13 protein-coding genes are annotated in these 16,422 nt (G+C 55.0%); 8 read left to right on the top strand and 5 right to left on the bottom strand.

From position 1 onward, the window contains the following. The first annotated feature begins 3 nt into the window (after positions 1–3). The 7 genes from MTP43_RS12320 (at position 4) to MTP43_RS12290 (ending at position 10,412) form a co-directional block, all read left to right on the top strand. Complete coding sequence (locus tag MTP43_RS12320) at positions 4–522, top strand: hypothetical protein (protein WP_101870666.1); 519 nt, start codon at positions 4–6, stop codon at positions 520–522. A 648-nt stretch (positions 523–1,170) separates the two neighbouring features. Further along, positions 1,171–1,593, top strand: coding sequence for a type II toxin-antitoxin system PemK/MazF family toxin (locus MTP43_RS12315; RefSeq protein WP_101870668.1), 423 nt, complete (start codon positions 1,171–1,173; stop codon positions 1,591–1,593). After that, positions 1,586–1,816 carry a hypothetical protein gene (locus tag MTP43_RS12310; protein ID WP_002576363.1) on the top strand — a complete coding sequence of 77 codons (231 nt, stop codon included), beginning with the start codon at positions 1,586–1,588 and terminating at the stop codon, positions 1,814–1,816. Before MTP43_RS12315 ends, MTP43_RS12310 begins: the two co-directional genes overlap by 8 nt. A gap of 71 nt (positions 1,817–1,887) precedes the next feature. After that, the gene (locus tag MTP43_RS12305) at positions 1,888–3,096 is read left to right on the top strand and encodes a tyrosine-type recombinase/integrase (RefSeq protein ID WP_249234868.1); all 1,209 of its coding nucleotides are present in this window, start codon (positions 1,888–1,890) and stop codon (positions 3,094–3,096) included. Positions 3,097–3,242: 146 nt separating this feature from the next. After that, the gene (locus MTP43_RS12300; protein WP_055222189.1) at positions 3,243–4,454 is read left to right on the top strand and encodes a tyrosine-type recombinase/integrase; all 1,212 of its coding nucleotides are present in this window, start codon (positions 3,243–3,245) and stop codon (positions 4,452–4,454) included. Positions 4,455–6,265: 1,811 nt separating this feature from the next. Next, the gene (gene clpB, locus MTP43_RS12295; RefSeq protein ID WP_015537390.1) at positions 6,266–8,878 is read left to right on the top strand and encodes an ATP-dependent chaperone ClpB; all 2,613 of its coding nucleotides are present in this window, start codon (positions 6,266–6,268) and stop codon (positions 8,876–8,878) included. A gap of 229 nt (positions 8,879–9,107) precedes the next feature. Continuing rightward, on the top strand, positions 9,108–10,412 hold the full coding sequence (locus MTP43_RS12290) for an HlyC/CorC family transporter (protein WP_005921083.1): 1,305 nt from the start codon (positions 9,108–9,110) through the stop codon (positions 10,410–10,412). Positions 10,413–10,579: 167 nt separating this feature from the next. Here MTP43_RS12290 and MTP43_RS12285 read toward each other — a convergent pair whose 3' ends face one another. From MTP43_RS12285 to MTP43_RS12265, 5 genes are all read right to left on the bottom strand, one after another. Then, a complete protein-coding gene (locus MTP43_RS12285; RefSeq protein WP_005921081.1) occupies positions 10,580–11,380 on the bottom strand; it encodes a gluconate 5-dehydrogenase in 801 nt (266 codons plus the stop codon). 90 nt (positions 11,381–11,470) lie between these two features. Continuing rightward, entirely contained in the window at positions 11,471–12,319 is an 849-nt protein-coding gene (kduI, locus tag MTP43_RS12280) for a 5-dehydro-4-deoxy-D-glucuronate isomerase (protein ID WP_113620768.1), read from the bottom strand. 19 nt (positions 12,320–12,338) lie between these two features. Further along, on the bottom strand, positions 12,339–13,364 hold the full coding sequence (locus tag MTP43_RS12275) for a sugar kinase (protein WP_055185510.1): 1,026 nt from the start codon (positions 13,362–13,364) through the stop codon (positions 12,339–12,341). 92 nt (positions 13,365–13,456) lie between these two features. Continuing rightward, positions 13,457–14,419 carry a bifunctional 4-hydroxy-2-oxoglutarate aldolase/2-dehydro-3-deoxy-phosphogluconate aldolase gene (eda, locus tag MTP43_RS12270; protein WP_097783102.1) on the bottom strand — a complete coding sequence of 321 codons (963 nt, stop codon included), beginning with the start codon at positions 14,417–14,419 and terminating at the stop codon, positions 13,457–13,459. A gap of 237 nt (positions 14,420–14,656) precedes the next feature. Then, positions 14,657–15,565 (bottom strand): Cof-type HAD-IIB family hydrolase, encoded by a 909-nt coding sequence (locus MTP43_RS12265; protein WP_113620769.1) that lies wholly within the window; start codon positions 15,563–15,565, stop codon positions 14,657–14,659. A gap of 124 nt (positions 15,566–15,689) precedes the next feature. On the opposite strand from MTP43_RS12265, the gene MTP43_RS12260 reads away from it, so the two are divergent. Continuing rightward, the gene (locus MTP43_RS12260) at positions 15,690–16,331 is read left to right on the top strand and encodes a phosphatase PAP2 family protein (protein WP_005921071.1); all 642 of its coding nucleotides are present in this window, start codon (positions 15,690–15,692) and stop codon (positions 16,329–16,331) included. Positions 16,332–16,422 lie beyond the last annotated feature (91 nt).

Here is a 16,422-nt window from a genome sequence, read left to right as displayed (position 1 = left end):
AGAATGGAATTAGCAAAATACAAGGCGTGTATATGTGAAGGCTCTGCCGAAGAAGCTATTATCGACATACTGGTTGATAATGATCTTCTGATTTTCAAAAGAGAAGAAATGCTGGAAGAATGTGTTATCCGTTGCAGAAGTGCTAAACGATTCGAGGAGCGATACTTACGGAAAGGATTCGATGAGCAGATTTCGGTGATACGGATTTTGGATTCTCGTAGAGAGGAATTTCGATTGAGTAAAGCATATGAGCAGAAAATTGACGTGGTAAATGTCATTACTGCTCCAGAAATTGAAATGCTGATTATTCATGCGGAAGGAGCATATGATCAGTTTAAGCGTTCTGGAAAAAAACCAAGCGAATTTTGTAAAACAAATCTTCGGATGCATGATGTGAAGTCGTATGATTTTGTGAAGCAGTATTTCAGTAATCCTCAGCTCTTGGTGAAAGCCATAAAAGAGTATCGCAGAACAGCCAATATCCCCAAAGGAGAATACAGCTTGTCTGATTTGCTGAGATGAGCGTTGCTTTTTTGATACATTAGCCGTGACTCAAATGGTCACCAGGAGATAAACGGGTACCAGTTTACAGAAAACAGAATAGAATCGTCTTTGATGCCTCGTTGGGAAACCAACGGGGTATTTTTTTGCCTCAATCTGGCTGTATAGAACACTGAAAAAGTCAAAACGAACCGTATGTAGTCCTGCAAGGACAACCAAAGTGCGCCTACGAGGCCAACGCGAAACCGGAGGATTCTTGTTAAACTTACTTTGTAAGGACGAAAGTCCGGATGTCCCTTGAAAACTGAATACTCATTCTTCAGGTACATTCCTGTTTGGTCAAGCCTTCGACTGCACGCCATGAAGCCCATCGGGGCGATAGCGGTTTCGCAGAAGCAAATGCCGGATTGCAACCGGCGGCGGTGTTAAAGCCAGACAGGGACAATGATACTTCCGTAATTCGCGGTCCGGCCATAAGGAAGGCGGGATGGTTAAATTCCAATGGAGCAGTGAAGCACACTGCCGCCTGTGAGAAATCCTACATCTCTGGGGTGATAAGAAAAAGTACAGAGAAACCATATTTTCAGAAAGTACTGCCGGGTGCTGTATCAGCATGATACCTGGCAGGCTTTATCCATATCAGTGTATGGAGATTGGAGACAACAGCAAATGAAAGAAAATTGGGTTTATCGGCGAGGTGATTTATATCTCGCCAATCTCGGTGTTCCGGTCGGATCAAAGCAGGGCGGTGTTCGTCCTGTTGTGGTTCTTCAGAATGATGTCGGCAATTATTATTCACCGACGATCACAATTGCTCCGCTGACATCGAAAATTGAGAAGAAGCGAAAGCAGCCAACGCATTTCTTTCTCCGTAAAGCAAAGGGACTGGCAAAACCGTCTATGGTATTGGCAGAACAGCTCGACACCTGCGACAAGATATGCGTGATTCGCTATCTTGGGCGGGTAAGTAAGGGGCAGATGCGTGGGATTGATGAAGCTGTAAGGATTCAGCTTGGTTATTACATTCCGGAACAGTCAGAGAAAAAAAGACAGGGCAAATGCCGAAAGGATGGCGAAGAAGGCGATGGATAAACTGATTACAAGGAAGGAAGCAGCCAGTATACTGGGAATCAGCGTAAAAACACTGGATGCTGCAAGAACAGACGGTTTGATCTCCTATGTTCAGTATGTGGAAAATGGCTGCGTTTATTTCACGGAAGTGGGGATTCAGGAGTACATTGCAAAATGTACGCACCGTGCAAAACCGATGGAACGTGCTGCGACATATCGCAAACCTCGAAGCTTTCGGCGGTGAAAATCGACATCGTTGAGTATGGACGATGAATCCGCAATAATGAAAGCATCAACAGGATTGGAGGTAATGATATGGCGGCAAGAAGAATGATGCTTCCCGATTATGGTACGGTGAGTATGAAGGGAACGCAATATTATCGAACCCGTGTAACAGATCAGCAGGGACGGCGGGTTTCCTTATATGCAAGAACGAGAGAGGAACTGTACCAGAAGGAACAGGAAGCGATCCAGCAGATTAAGAACAAGACGTATCGCCGCAGTACACCTACAGTGGAGGAGTATTGCGAGAAATGGCTGCTGATGCAGTCGGCACAGATCAGGATGACAACGCTGATTGACTATACATCGAAAGTGAAGAACTACATCATCAAGCCATTGGGCGATATGCATATGGGAGATGTAACAGCAGATGACATTCGCCTGGCACTGTTGGCGGCATCGAAAAAGTCGGCATCCGTGTACAAATCAGTGAACGTTCTATATAAGTGTATTTTCACGGCAGCAATGGAGAGTAAGATCATTGATGAGAATCCGACCATCTATCTGAAGAAGAATGTGGGCGGGATTCCCCAGAAGGATCGCCTCCCGCTTACGGATGAGCAGGTGGATAAGCTGCTGGATGCCATTTACGGCTTACCGCCGTATGTGTTCGTGATGCTGGGGCTGTACGCAGGATTGCGGAGAGAAGAAATCCTCGGACTTCAATGGGATTCGGTGTATCTTGATTGCGAGGCTCCGTACCTTACCGTTCGGAGAGCCTGGCATACGGAGCATAATCGTCCGGTGATTCTGACAGAGCTGAAAACAAAGGCAGCGCATCGGAATGTCCCTCTGCCGGACAATCTTCTGGAATGTCTGAAAGAGGCGAAGAATACATCGACATCGGATTTTGTGGTTGCAAACCGGGATGGAGACCCGTTGTCCTATACGCAGTTCAAGAGATTATGGCAGTATATCGTAACCCGTACCACCAAGGAACGCTGCTATTACCGCTATGAAGATGGCAAGAGGGTGAAACATACGGTGAAGCCGGTTCTGGGGCAAAAGGCAGCACACAATGGAAATGTGGTTTACAGTCTGGACTTTGAGGTGACTCCGCATCAGCTGCGGCACACCTACATTACGAATCTGATTCATGCTTCGGTTGATCCGAAGACGGTTCAGTATCTTGCCGGTCATGAAAGCAGCAAGATCACCATGGATATTTACGCCAAGGTGAAATATAATCGCCCAGAGCAGCTCGCAGGAGTGCTGGAAGATGCTTTTGCATCGTGGGATTAAGAGTAAATCAGAAAGAAATTAGGGCAGGGATGGTCAAAAATCCCTGCCCTTTTTACATACATTCGACATCCTTGAAGGAAGTGCTGTACGCCATGATAATAAAAGTGACAACACGCAATGTATGAAGATAGATAGGAGGAGAACACATGGCTAAAGGGAAAAAGCGTCCTGCTGAACTTCCGGAATACGGAACAGTGATGATGAAAGGGGTACAGTATTACCGCACCCGGATTACAGATGCAGACGGAAAGAGAGTGGCGATTTATGGGCTGACACGCGAAGAATTGTATGACCGGGTGGAAGATGCCCAGAAGAAAATCGCGGAAGTGGTTTTCCATAGAGAGAATCCGACCGTGGAAGAGTACTGTGAAAAATGGTTGCTGATGCGGTCTGGAACGGTAAGAACTAATACGTTGGAAGGATACGCACGGATGGTGAATCGGTACATCGTGGGTCCGATTGGACAGATGTATATGGACGAGGTGACCACAGATGACCTGCGGCTGCTGATGGTTCCGTTATCAAAAGGTTCTTCCGGAATGTATGGTCAGCTCAATATGCTGATTAAGAACATTTTTAATTCAGCAGAAGAGAGCAAGGTGATTAAAGAGAATCCATCCAAAACGATTTGCGCAAGAGGCGGAAAGCCAGCGAAACGGCGCGAGGCTTTGACGGATGAACAGACTGCCATTTTGCTGGATAGCATTCGTGAGCTTCCACCGTATGTCTTCGTGATGATCGGTTTGTACGCGGGATTGCGTAGAGAAGAGATCCTTGGATTAAAATGGGACTGCGTATTCCTGGATGAAAAAACGCCGTACATTTCGGTAAGGCGTGCATGGCATGTGGAAGGCGGTGAGCCGGTAGTCAACACGCTATTGAAGACACCGGCAGCAAAACGAGATGTTCCGATTCCAAAATGCCTGGTAGCCTGTCTCAAGGAAGAAAGGGAAAAATCAGAATCGGAATATGTGATCTCGAATTCGAAGGGAACTGTTTTGACGGAAACACAGTTTGTGAGAGTCTGGAAGTACATAACAGTCCGTTCTACTGCAGAACGCTGTTATTACACTTATGTAAATGGACAGTCCATCAAGCATAGAATAAAGCCAAGGCTTGGTGAGCATCAGCCGAATAATCCCAAACTGGTGTATACGATGGACTTCAAGGTGACTCCGCACATGCTGCGGCACACCTACATCACCAATCTGATTTACAAAGGTGTTGATCCTAAGACGGTGCAGTATCTGGCAGGCCATGAGAACAGCAAAACGACTATGGACATCTATGCGAAAGTCAAGTATAATAAACCTGAGGAATTAAGCAGCGTTGTGAATGCTGCATTCGGGCTGCGTTAAACTGCACCAAAAATTTCGCGATTTCGTGGGTTTACCTATGGGTTTACTGAGAGAGGAGAGCCCGAAAAACCGCATGAATACTGGTCTTTTTGGATCAAGGTCAGGTGAGTACGGTCTGAAGGCTGCACGTCGTGCTCCCCAGTTCTCCAAGCGCTGATTTATCTCAGTGTGCATTTTTACGGCTCTGCTTCGGCAGAGCCGTTTTTTGCTGCCCCTTTCCCGGAGAACAGGGGAGCACGACTGCGCATCTCCGACGGTTGCCCCGCAAGGGGCGAGCCGGAGGCGCTTATTGATCTTTGCTCAAGCATCGCGTGCAGGGCGCAGCCCTGCCAGCGATGCTCCCCAGTTCTCCAAGCGCTGATTATATTTCAGATGCAACTTTACGGCTCTGCTTCGGCAGAGCCGTTTTTTGCTGCCCCCTTTTCCGGAGAACAGGGGAGCACGACTGCGCATCTCCGGCGGTTGCCCCGCAAGGGGCGAGCCAGAGGCGCTTACAAAACTTTGCTCAAGCATCGCGTGCAGGGCGCAGCCCTGCCAGCGATGCTCCCCAGTTCTCCAAGCGCTGATTATATTTCAGATACAACTTTACGGCTCTGCTTCGGCAGAGCCGTTTTTTGTTGCCCCTTTCCCGGAGAACAGGGGAGCACGACTGCGCATCTCCGGCGGTTGCCCCGCAAGGGGCGAGCCGGAGGCACTTACAAAACTTTGCTCAAGCATCGCGTGCAGGGCGCAGCCCTGCCAGCGATGCTCCCCAGTTCTCCAAGCGCTGATTATATTTCAGATGCAACTTTACGGCTCTGCTTCGGCAGAGCCGTTTTTTGCTGCCCCCTTTTCCGGAGAACAGGGGAGCACGACTGCGCATCTCCGGCGGTTGCCCCGCAAGGGGCGAGCCAGAGGCGCTTACAAAACTTTGCTCAAGCATCGCGTGCAGGGCGCAGCCCTGCCAGCGATGCTCCCCAGTTCTCCAAGCGCTGATTATATTTCAGATACAACTTTACGGCTCTGCTTCGGCAGAGCCGTTTTTTGTTGCCCCTTTCCCGGAGAACAGGGGAGCACGACTGCGCATCTCCGGCGGTTGCCCCGCAAGGGGCGAGCCGGAGGCACTTACAAAACTTTGCTCAAGCATCGCGTGCAGGGCGCAGCCCTGCCAGCGATGCTCCCCAGTTCTCCAAGCGCTGATTATATTTCAGATGCAACTTTACGGCTCTGCTTCGGCAGAGCCGTTTTTTGCTGCCCCCTTTTCCGGAGAACAGGGGAGCACGACTGCGCATCTCCGGCGGTTGCCCCGCAAGGGGCGAGCCGGAGGCGCTTACAAAACTTTGCTCAAGCATCGCGTGCAGGGCGCAGCCCTGCCAGCGATGCTCCCCAGTTCTCCAAGCGCTGATTATATTTCAGATGCAACTTTACGGCTCTGCTTCGGCAGAGCCGTTTTTTGTTGCCCCTTTCCCGGAGAACAGGGGAGCACGACTGCGCATCTCCGACGGTTGCCCCGCAAGGGGCGAGCCGGAGGCGCTTATTGATCTTTGCTCAAGCATCGCGTGCTAAAACAAAAAGCATGGGTTTGCGTCTATTCTGCAAACTTTTTATGAACCCTATTGACAAAGTGGGTGAATAGGAGTATATTTTTAGCAGTCGAGCAGATAGAGTGCTAAAAGAAAAATAAACTGCTCCGTAGGAGGCGTGCAAGACCATGAAGAAGAACATCTGTATAATTAACTCACGGCTCTGCCGCCGCCGGGCGCAGAGCTGTTAGCAAAGAACTTATCCGTCCGCTAAAATAAACCTTCCGGTATGAATGGAGGCTTGACTTTATGAATACCAATCAATATACCCAAAAGACCCTTGAGGCTTTGCAGGCAGCCCAGCAGCTGGCTGTGGAGTATCAGCACAATGCGCTGGAGCCCGCCCACCTGCTGCACGCACTGGCTGCGCAGGAAAACGGCCTGATTCCCCAGCTGCTGCAAAAGCTGAACGTTGACCCCGGCAGCTTTGCCGCCGCCGTGGCGGAAAAGCTGTCCGCGCTGCCCCGGGTGTCCGGCTCCGGCCGTGACCCCGATAAGGTCTATATCTCGCAGGCAACCGATAAGGTGCTCAGCGCCGCCGCCCGCGAAGCCAAGGCCATGAAGGACGACTTCATCAGCGTGGAGCATCTGTTCCTTGGCCTGCTGGACGAGCAGGACCAGACCACCAGTGAGCTGTTCCGCGCCTTCAACCTGAAAAAGGACGCCTTTTTGCAGCAGCTTACCGCCGTGCGCGGCAACCAGCGGGTGACCACCGATAACCCGGAGGACACCTACAATGCGCTGCAGAAGTACGGCCAGGATCTGGTGGAACTTGCCCGCAAGCAGAAACTGGACCCCGTCATTGGTCGAGATCAGGAGATCCGCAATGTGATCCGTATCCTGTCCCGTAAGACCAAAAACAACCCCTGCCTGATCGGTGAGCCCGGCGTTGGTAAAACCGCCATCGCCGAGGGTCTGGCGCAGCGCATCGTGCGTGGCGATGTGCCCGAAAACCTGAAGAACCGCACCGTGTTCAGCTTGGACATGGGTGCTCTGGTGGCCGGTGCAAAGTACCGCGGCGAGTTCGAGGAACGCTTGAAGAGCGTGCTGAACGAGGTGAAGAAGAGCGAGGGCAAAATCATCCTCTTCATCGATGAGCTGCACACCATCGTGGGTGCCGGTAAGACCGATGGCGCAATGGACGCAGGCAACCTGCTCAAGCCCATGCTGGCCCGGGGCGAGCTGCACTGCATCGGCGCGACCACGCTGGATGAGTACCGCCAGTATATCGAAAAAGACCCCGCGCTGGAGCGCCGGTTCCAGCCGGTGCAGGTGGATGAGCCTACCGTAGAGGATACCATCTCCATTCTGCGCGGCCTGAAGGAACGGTATGAGGTGTTCCACGGCGTAAAGATCAACGATAGCGCCCTGATTGCCGCTGCCACCCTTTCTGACCGCTATATCACCGACCGCTTCCTGCCGGATAAGGCCATCGACCTTGTGGATGAAGCCTGCGCCATGATCAAGACCGAGATGGACAGTATGCCCAGCGAGATGGACGATCTGGCACACCGCATCACCCAGCTGCAGATCGAGCAGGTGAGCCTGAAAAAGGAGACCGATGCCCTGAGCCAGAGCCGCTTGAAGGATCTGGAAAAGGAGCTTGCCGAATTGCAGGATAAGTTCCGCAGCATGAAGGCAAAGTGGGAGAACGAGAAGAACGCCATTGGCAAGGTGCAGAGCCTGCGTGAGCAGATCGAGCAGACCAATGCCGCCATCGAGAAAGCCCAGCGCGAGTACGACCTGAACAAGGCCGCCGAGCTGAAGTACGGCAAGCTGCCCCAGCTGCAAAAACAGCTGGCTGAAGAGGAAAAGGTGGCTGCCGCCAAGAAGGAGGACAGCCTGTTGCGTGACCGCGTGACCGACGAGGAGATCGCCCGCATCGTGGCACGCTGGACCGGCATCCCGGTAGAGAAGCTGGTGGAGGGCGAACGCGAGAAGCTGCTGCATCTGGACGATGTGCTGCACCAGCGGGTCATCGGTCAGGACGAGGCTGTGACCAAGGTGAGCGAAGCCATTCTGCGCAGCCGCGCCGGTATCGCCAACCCCAACCGCCCCATCGGCAGCTTCCTCTTCCTTGGCCCCACCGGCGTGGGCAAGACCGAGCTGGCTAAGGCACTGGCACAGGCACTGTTTGACGACGAGCGCAACATGGTGCGTATCGATATGACCGAATATATGGAGAAGTTCAGCGTCAGCCGTTTGATCGGCGCGCCTCCGGGATATGTCGGTTATGAAGAGGGCGGCCAGCTGACCGAGGCTGTGCGCCGCAAGCCTTACAGTGTGGTACTGTTCGATGAGGTGGAAAAAGCTCACCCCGACGTGTTCAACATCCTGCTGCAGGTGCTGGACGATGGCCGCATCACGGATAGTCAGGGCCGTACCGTGGACTTCAAGAACACGGTCATCATCCTGACCTCCAACCTTGGCAGCGATATCATCCTGAACGATCTGGAGCAGCGCCGTGCGCAGGGCTCCAACGAGCTGAGCGAGGATGCAAAGCACCAGATCGACCTGTTGCTCAAGAGCAAGTTCCGTCCCGAATTTTTGAACCGTCTGGACGAGATCGTCTACTACAAGAGCCTGACCAAGGACGAAATGCGCAAGATCGTGGATCTGCAATTGCAGGATCTGCGCAACCGTATGGAGGAGGGCAAGCACCTCAAGCTGGAGGTCACCACCGCCGCCAAGGACTTCATCATTGATTCTGCCTACGACAGCGTCTATGGTGCACGTCCCATCAAGCGCTTCATCCAGAGCCGCGTGGAGACCCTGATCGCCAAGGCCATCATCAAGGGCGGTTATGCCGAGGGCAACACCCTGACGGTGGATTATGACGGAAGCGCATTGGTTCTGCGTTAAAATTTACCGGTTTTGTACATGGAGTACAGCCCAAACGCTTGCACCCGTGTGCAGAATATGTTATTATAGAAAATAACATTGATGTGCTTTTCATCGTGGAAATGGCAACGATGGAAAGCACATTTTTGTATACGGAAAAGCCCGCTTGGCACGGTTGAAGCACAATAAAAATACAACGGGCAAATAAAACTAAATTTAAAACAGAAAGTTGAGTGTGATTCCCCTTTTTATGGACGATGGCAGTATGACGCTCTGGGTAGCGCTGGTAGTATTGGTGGTATTCTCCGCCTTTTTCTCCGCATCCGAGACCGCATTTTCTTCCCTGAATCAGATCCGCCTGAAAAGCCGCGCCGAGGACGGCGATACCTCTGCCGCCCGGGTGCTGGCAATGGCTGAAAAATACGATAAGCTGCTTTCCACCATCCTCATCGGCAACAATATCGTGAACATTGCCGCAGCCTCCATTGGCACCATCATTTTCACCAAGATGCTGGGTGCAGAGCGGGGCGCTACGGTGTCCACTATGGTGCTGACCGTGGTGGTGCTGATTTTTGGCGAGGTGACCCCCAAGAGCCTTGCCAAGGAGATGCCGGAAACGGTAGCCACCGCAGTTGCGCCGGCGCTCAGCCTGCTGATGCTGGTGTTTACCCCGCTGACATGGCTGTTCAGCCAGTGGAAGCGCTTTCTGGGGCACTTTGTCCACAGCACCGAGGAGGACACCATCACTGAGGGCGAGCTGATGACCATGGTCAGCGAAGCCGAGAATGACGGCGAACTGACCGACCGGGAAAGTGAGCTGATCCGCAGCGCCATCGAATTTGATGACGTGGAGGTGGAAGAGATCCTGACCCCCCGCGTGGATGTGATCGCGGTGGAGGACGATATGCCGCTGGAAGAGGTGGCACAGACCTTTGCGGAATCCGGCTACTCCCGTCTGCCAGTGTACCACGACACCATTGATAACATCATTGGTGTGGTACATGAAAAGGACTTCTACATGGCACGCCTGAAAAAGGAGACCAAGCTGGAGGATCTGGTCAAGCCCACCCTCTACACCACAGGCTCCACTCAGATCTCCCAGCTGCTGCGCACCCTGCGCGAGCAGCACCATCACATGGCTGTGGTGGTGGACGAGTACGGCGGCACCGAGGGCATCATCACGCTGGAGGACATTCTGGAGGAGCTGGTAGGCGAGATCTGGGATGAGCACGACGAGGTGACCGAGGACTTCCGCAAGCAGTCGGACGGCAGTTGGATCGTGCTGGGCAGCGCCGGCGTGGACGACCTGTACGAGCGGCTGGGTCTGCCGGAGGACGAGGATATCGACTCCAACACAGTGAACGGTCTGGTGCAGGAAAAGACCTGCCGCCTGCCCAAGGTAGGCGACCGCTTTACGCTGGGCAGCTACGACGGCGTGGTCACCCGCACCGCCAAGCGCCGCGTGACCGAGGTGCGTCTGACCCCGGCGGAAAAGCCTGACACCAAAAAGGACGAAGAGGAAAAAGGCCACTTTGGCAGAATGACCTCTAAATAAAACACTGACCGGCTGCTGCACAAAACGTGCGGCAGCCGGTTTTTTTTCGTTACGACCCCTCCCGTGAAAATGCGTTTGGAGCGCTCCGCGGAGCGCATTTAAAATCGTCTAATTTGCCTATAAAAAATCCCCCCGGCGAGCACCGCCGGGGGGATTTTTTTCAGGATTTACTTAGGCTGGCGGCCAATATAGGCCAGAATGCCGCCATCGGCGTAGAGGATCTGGCCGTTCACGAAGTCGGATGCGTGGCTGGCAAGGAACACACAGGGGCCAACCATGTCCTCCGGGTCACCCCAGCGGCCTGCGGGGGTCTTGGCAACGATGAAGCTGTCAAAGGGATGACGGCTGCCGTCCGGCTGACGCTCACGCAGGGGCGCGGTCTGGGCGGTGGCAATGTAGCCGGGGCCCATGCCGTTGCACTGGATGTTGTACTCGCCGTACTCAGAGGCGATGTTCTTGGTCAGCATCTTCAGCGCACCCTTGGCGGCGGCGTAGGCAGAGACGGTCTCGCGGCCCAGCTCGCTCATCATGGAGCAGATGTTGATGATCTTGCCCTCGCGCTTTTCCATCATGTCGGGCAGTACGGCCTTGGAGCAGTTGAAGGCACCGCCCACATGGACGTCGATCACACGCATAAAGTCGGCGTGGCTCATCTCGATCATGGGCACGCGCTTCATCAGACCGGCGTTGTTCACCAGAATGTCCACCGGGCCGACCTCGGCCTTGATCTTTGCCACCATGGCGTTTACGGCGTCCTCGTCGGAAACGTCTGCCACATAGCCGTGGGCGTCGATGCCGGCAGCCTTGTAGGCGGCCATGCCCTTTTCTAAGCTGGCCTCAGAGGAGCAGTTGAAGCAGATGACGGCGCCGCATTTGGCCATGCCCTCTGCAATGGAAAAACCGATGCCGTGGGCACCGCCGGTGATCAGGGCTACCTTGCCCTGCAGGTTGAATGCAGACAGATCCATGAGGTTCTCCTTTTTTCACAGTATCCAAGTTAATTTTTTAGCAAAACGCCCCGTGCCGGTTTCCCGGTACGGGGCGTTTGATTGGTGCTTTTAGCGCAGGTCAGTGGTAGCGATGTTGTCCATGTCGTCAAACTCCATGTTCTCGCCGCCCATTGCCCAGATAAACGTATAGTTCGAGGTGCCTACGCCGCTGTGAATGCTCCAGGAGGGGCTGATGACAGCATCCTCGTTGTGCATCACGATGTGGCGGGTCTGGGTAGGCTCGCCGCACATATGGAACACCACCTGCCCCTCGGGCAGTTCAAAGTAGGTATAGATCTCCATGCGCCGCTCGTGGGTGTGGCTGGGCATCGTGTTCCAGTTGGAACCCGGTGCCAGCTCGGTCATACCCATGCTCAGCTGGCAGGTCTTCAGCACATCCGGGTGGATGAACTGGTTGATGGTGCGCTTGTTGCAGGTCTCCACGCTGCCCAGCGGGCGGTGGTTTGCATCAGCCATCTTGATCAGACGGGTCTGGTAAGCGCAGTGTGCCGGAGCAGAGACCATGTAGAACTTGGCGGGATGCTCCGGGTCGGCGGAAGCAAAGGTGACCTCCTTGGTGCCCTGCGTAATGTACAGGCAGTCCTTGTAGCCCAGCTCGTACTTTACGCCGTCGGCCACCACGATACCGGTGGAATCCTTGCCGATGTTGAACATGCCGATCTCGCGGCGCTCCAGGAAGTAGTGGGTGCCGAAGTTGGCCCAGATGTCGATGCCCTTGTCGATGGACACGGTCTCGTGTACCGGCATGCAGCCCAGCGTGACCATACGGTCCACATGGCTGTAAACGGCCACCACTTCATCTGCCTTATACAGGCCGGTGATCAGCATCTCGTCCCGCATTTCCTCGGTAGTATAGCGCTTAAAATCCTTCTGGTTGCAGGAATAACGGATATCCATGGCGGACTCCCTCCTGCAATTAGCGCTGGATACGGCCGGAACCGTCGCCGCCGGCCAGCTTCTCGACCTCGGACACGGTCATCATGTTGTAGTCGCCCTCGATGGAGTGCTTCAGAGCGGAAGCTGCAACTGCGAACTCCACAGCCTCCTGGGTGCTCTTGCCGGTCAGCAGGCTGTAGATCAGGCCGCCGCCGAAGGAGTCGCCGCCGCCAACGCGGTCGATGATGTGCAGGTCGTACTTCTTGGAGAAGCAGTACTCGTTGGAAGCAACATCGTACAGCATAGCGCTCCAGCCGTTGTCGAATGCGCTGTGGCTCTCACGCAGGGTGATAGCGACCTTCTCGAAGTGGAACTTGTCAGCCAGCTGCTTGGCAACGCTCTTGTAGCCCTCAGCGTTCAGCTTGCCGCCGTAGATATCGGTAGCCTCGGCCTCGATGCCGAACACGTCCTTTGCGTCCTCCTCGTTGGAGATGCAGACGTCAACGTACTGGCACAGGTCGGTCATGGCAGCGCGGGCCTGCTCACGGGTCCACAGCTTGCCGCGGTAGTTCAGGTCGCAGCTGATCTTCACGCCGTGAGCCTTAGCAGCCTTGCAGGCCTCGCGGCAGATCTCGACAACGTTCTCGCCCAGAGCCGGGGTGATGCCGGTGAAGTGGAACCAATCCACGCCTTCGAAGATCTTGTCCCAATCAAAGTCGGAGGGCTGAGCCAGCTGGATGGCGCTGTTGGCACGGTCGTAGATGCAGACGGAACCACGCTGAGAAGCGCCCTTCTCGTTGTAGTAGATGCCCACACGGTCACCACCGCGGGTGATCATGCTGGTATCAACGCCGTAGCGGCGCAGGCTGTTGACAGCGGCCTGACCGATGGCGTGTGCGGGCAGCTTGGTAACAAAAGCTGCGTCCAGACCGTAGTTGGCCAGAGAAACAGCAACGTTAGCCTCGCCGCCGCCGAAGCTGAACTCCAGGCTGTTAGCCTGAACGAAACGCTCGTAGTTGAAGGGCTGCAGACGGACCATCAGTTCGCCAAAAGTAACGACTTTCATTGGTTATTCTCCTTTATATCAGGTGTTTCATCATCCCGCCGCAGGGCATACCCGCTGCGGCGGGGCTTTTACGGTAAAAGGGGGACAGGCGCTTATGCCTGCACCAGATGGAAGGCAAAGCCGGCGATCTCGTCTGCCATGTAGCAGGCAACGGTCTTGCCGTTCTTCACGTTCTTGCTGTCCAGATCGAACTTCACGCCGCGCTGAGACAGGTGATAGATGGCGCGGTCCACGTTATTGCAGCCGATGGCGATGTGGCCATTGGTGCCGCGGCCGGGCTTCTTCATGATCTCGAACTCCTTGTTGCCGACAAAGATGCTGGAGTTGCCGGGAGCGACCTTCATGTTCAGCATAGCGCCGATCAGGTTAGCCACCTTCATGGCCTCTTCCTCGTTGCCGGTGTTGATACCGACATGCAGCAGCTTCAGGCCCAGCATGGTGTCAACAGCTTCCTTGCTCTGTGCGGTGATCTTTGCCCAGTCGCCGGCCTTGATCACATCGCTCTTGCACATCCAGGTGCCGCCCACGGCAAAGATCTGGTCATAGCCCAGATAATCGTTGACGTTCTTGGCGTTGACACCGCCGGTGCACATCCAGCGAGCGCCCTTCAGGGCAGCGCCGATGTTCTTCAGCATGCCCACGCCGCCGTTTGCCTCAGCGGGGAAGAACTTCAGAGCCTCGCAGCCCATGTTCATGGCCTGCTGCATCTCGCCTGCGGAGCAGGTGCCGGGCATCATGATGCCGCCCTTGTCGATGACGTGCTTGCAGACCTCGGGGTCGAAGCCGGGAGCAACGATGAAGGAAGCACCGGCAGCCATAGCACGGTCGGCCTGCTCGCAGGTCAGAACGGTGCCGGCACCCAGCAGCATCTCGGGCATCTCCTCGTGGATCTTGCGGATGCACTCTTCAGCACAGGCAGTGCGGAAGGTGACCTCAGCTGCGGGCAGACCGCCCTCAGCCAGAGCCTTGCACAGGGGCAGGGCCTCATCAACGCTGTTGAAAGCGATAACAGGGATAATGCCGATCTGATAGACCTTTTCTACGATGGGATTCATAACGCATTTCTCCTTTTATATTTGAACTCTCTTGGTGCGTCGGGTTTGCTCCAGTGGGCGCAATACCCCCATACGCGCTTATAGTACTAGTATAAACGAACAGCCCGTCTTTGGTAATACTCAACAAGCACAATGTTTTGCATAAGAGCTTGTATACATTGCACAAAAATGACGAATGACCCGAAAAATCGGGGCAAATGCCGGTAAAAATGCTGGAAAATTGCTGCAAAAACTGGCTCAGATGCCAAGGGTTTCCAGTATCTCGGCCACGCCGTCGTGGTCGCAGTCGGCTTTGCTGACAAGGTGCGCCAGTGCCCGGATCTCCGGCATGCCGTTGGCCATTACAGCGGCTACCCCGGCCTTTTGCAGCATGGCGCGGTCGTTCTCGCTGTCGCCCACCGCAAGGGTGCATTCGTGCGGGACGCCCAGCCGGTCGGCCAGTGCGCGCAGCGCCTCGCCCTTGTCCACACCGGCGGCGGTCACCTCCACGTTTTTCGGCGACCCCTGTACGATCTCCACGCCCGGGACGGCGCGGAAGCGGGGCAGCGCGGCCGCAGCCTGCTGCGGGGTTTCAAAAAACACGCAGAGCTTTTCAATGGCAAAGGCGTTGCGGCTCATCCACTCGGCTGCGTCCCGCAGAATGGTAAAGCGGCCATCGTTGGGCTGGCACGCTTCGGTGCCGTCCTTCTTTGCTGCCCGGGCAGCGGCCAGCGCAATGCTGCGGGCATCGGTGCAGGCGTATCCGTCCGAGAAAATGCGCAGGTCGGCGTGGCAGCTCTCGCAGACGGCAAAGGCCTCGCGGGCAGTCTCCACCGGCATCAGGCTGTGCAGCAGGCAGACCGGGGTGCTGGTGCGGTGCTCTTTTGCGTTGGAATAGCGGCTGTACACTGCGCCCACGGGGTCGGTGCCCAAATCCCACACGGCGGCACCGTTGCAGGTGATGACGTAGCGGATGCCGGGCAGCTGCGCCACCTCCGGCGGCAGACTGGCCAGCGGTCGGCCGGTGGCGGGCACGATGTACACGCCTTTATCCACAGCAGCTTGCAGAGCGGCGCGGGTGCGGGGGGTGACGTGCCCCTCGCGGTTCAGCAGGGTGCCGTCCAGATCCAGCGCGACCAGACGGATGGCGGAAAATTCTTGTGGCATGACGTACTCCTTTTATAAATAAGATGCAGCTTGTTTTTATTGTATCGCAGGGAAAACATTTGCGCAAGTGGACGGAATGTGCTATAATAACACGTCAATTCACATAAAAAATAGGAGAAACGACATGAAACTTAGCCAACTGCGCAGCCGGTGCCGCCCGCATTTGTGGTACCAGCTGTACTGGGTGGTGTACCTGATCTGGTTCTTCTGGCTGGACCTCACCGTCACCGCCCCGAAATATATCCTGCACAGCCCGCTGGACGATCTGATCCCCTTTAACGAGTGGTTTGTGCTCCCCTATTGCAGCTGGTTTCTGCTGCTGGCGGGGGTGACGGCGGCACTGTGGTGGTGCGATACCGCCAGCTATGATAAACTTTGCATGACCATGTTTTCCGGCATGACCTTCTGCCTGATCGTGTACATGATCCTGCCCAACGGGCTGGAACTGCGTCCTGCCGTGGAGACTCTTGGCCGGGATAACCCGGCGCTGCGGATCATGCAGCTGCTGTGGAAGGCGGACGCCGCCGTGAACGTCTGCCCCTCCATCCACTGCCAGAGCTCTGCCTGCATGGCAATGGCCTTCAGTCACAGCAAGCTGGCAGAGGGCAAGCCTCTGCGCAAGGTGCTGGCGTGGGTGTGGGCGGCGCTGATCTGCCTGTCCACCGTGTTCACCAAGCAGCACTCGGTCATTGATGTGGCCTGCGGCTTGGCGGTGGCTTTTGTGTGGCTGCCGGTGGTGTACCGCCCGGCGCGGGCACTTCATTGAACAAAATAGCAAAAAATTGCCCTTGATTTTCGGTTGCTCCTGCTATTGACAGTTGCCCGGCAGTTGGGTAATATGGTCATATACTAGTATA

Origin of the sequence: Faecalibacterium sp. IP-1-18 (genome assembly GCF_023347355.1) — a bacterium.
Taxonomy (GTDB): domain Bacteria; phylum Bacillota; class Clostridia; order Oscillospirales; family Ruminococcaceae; genus Faecalibacterium; species Faecalibacterium prausnitzii.
This window is presented reverse-complemented; position numbering and strand designations above follow the sequence as displayed.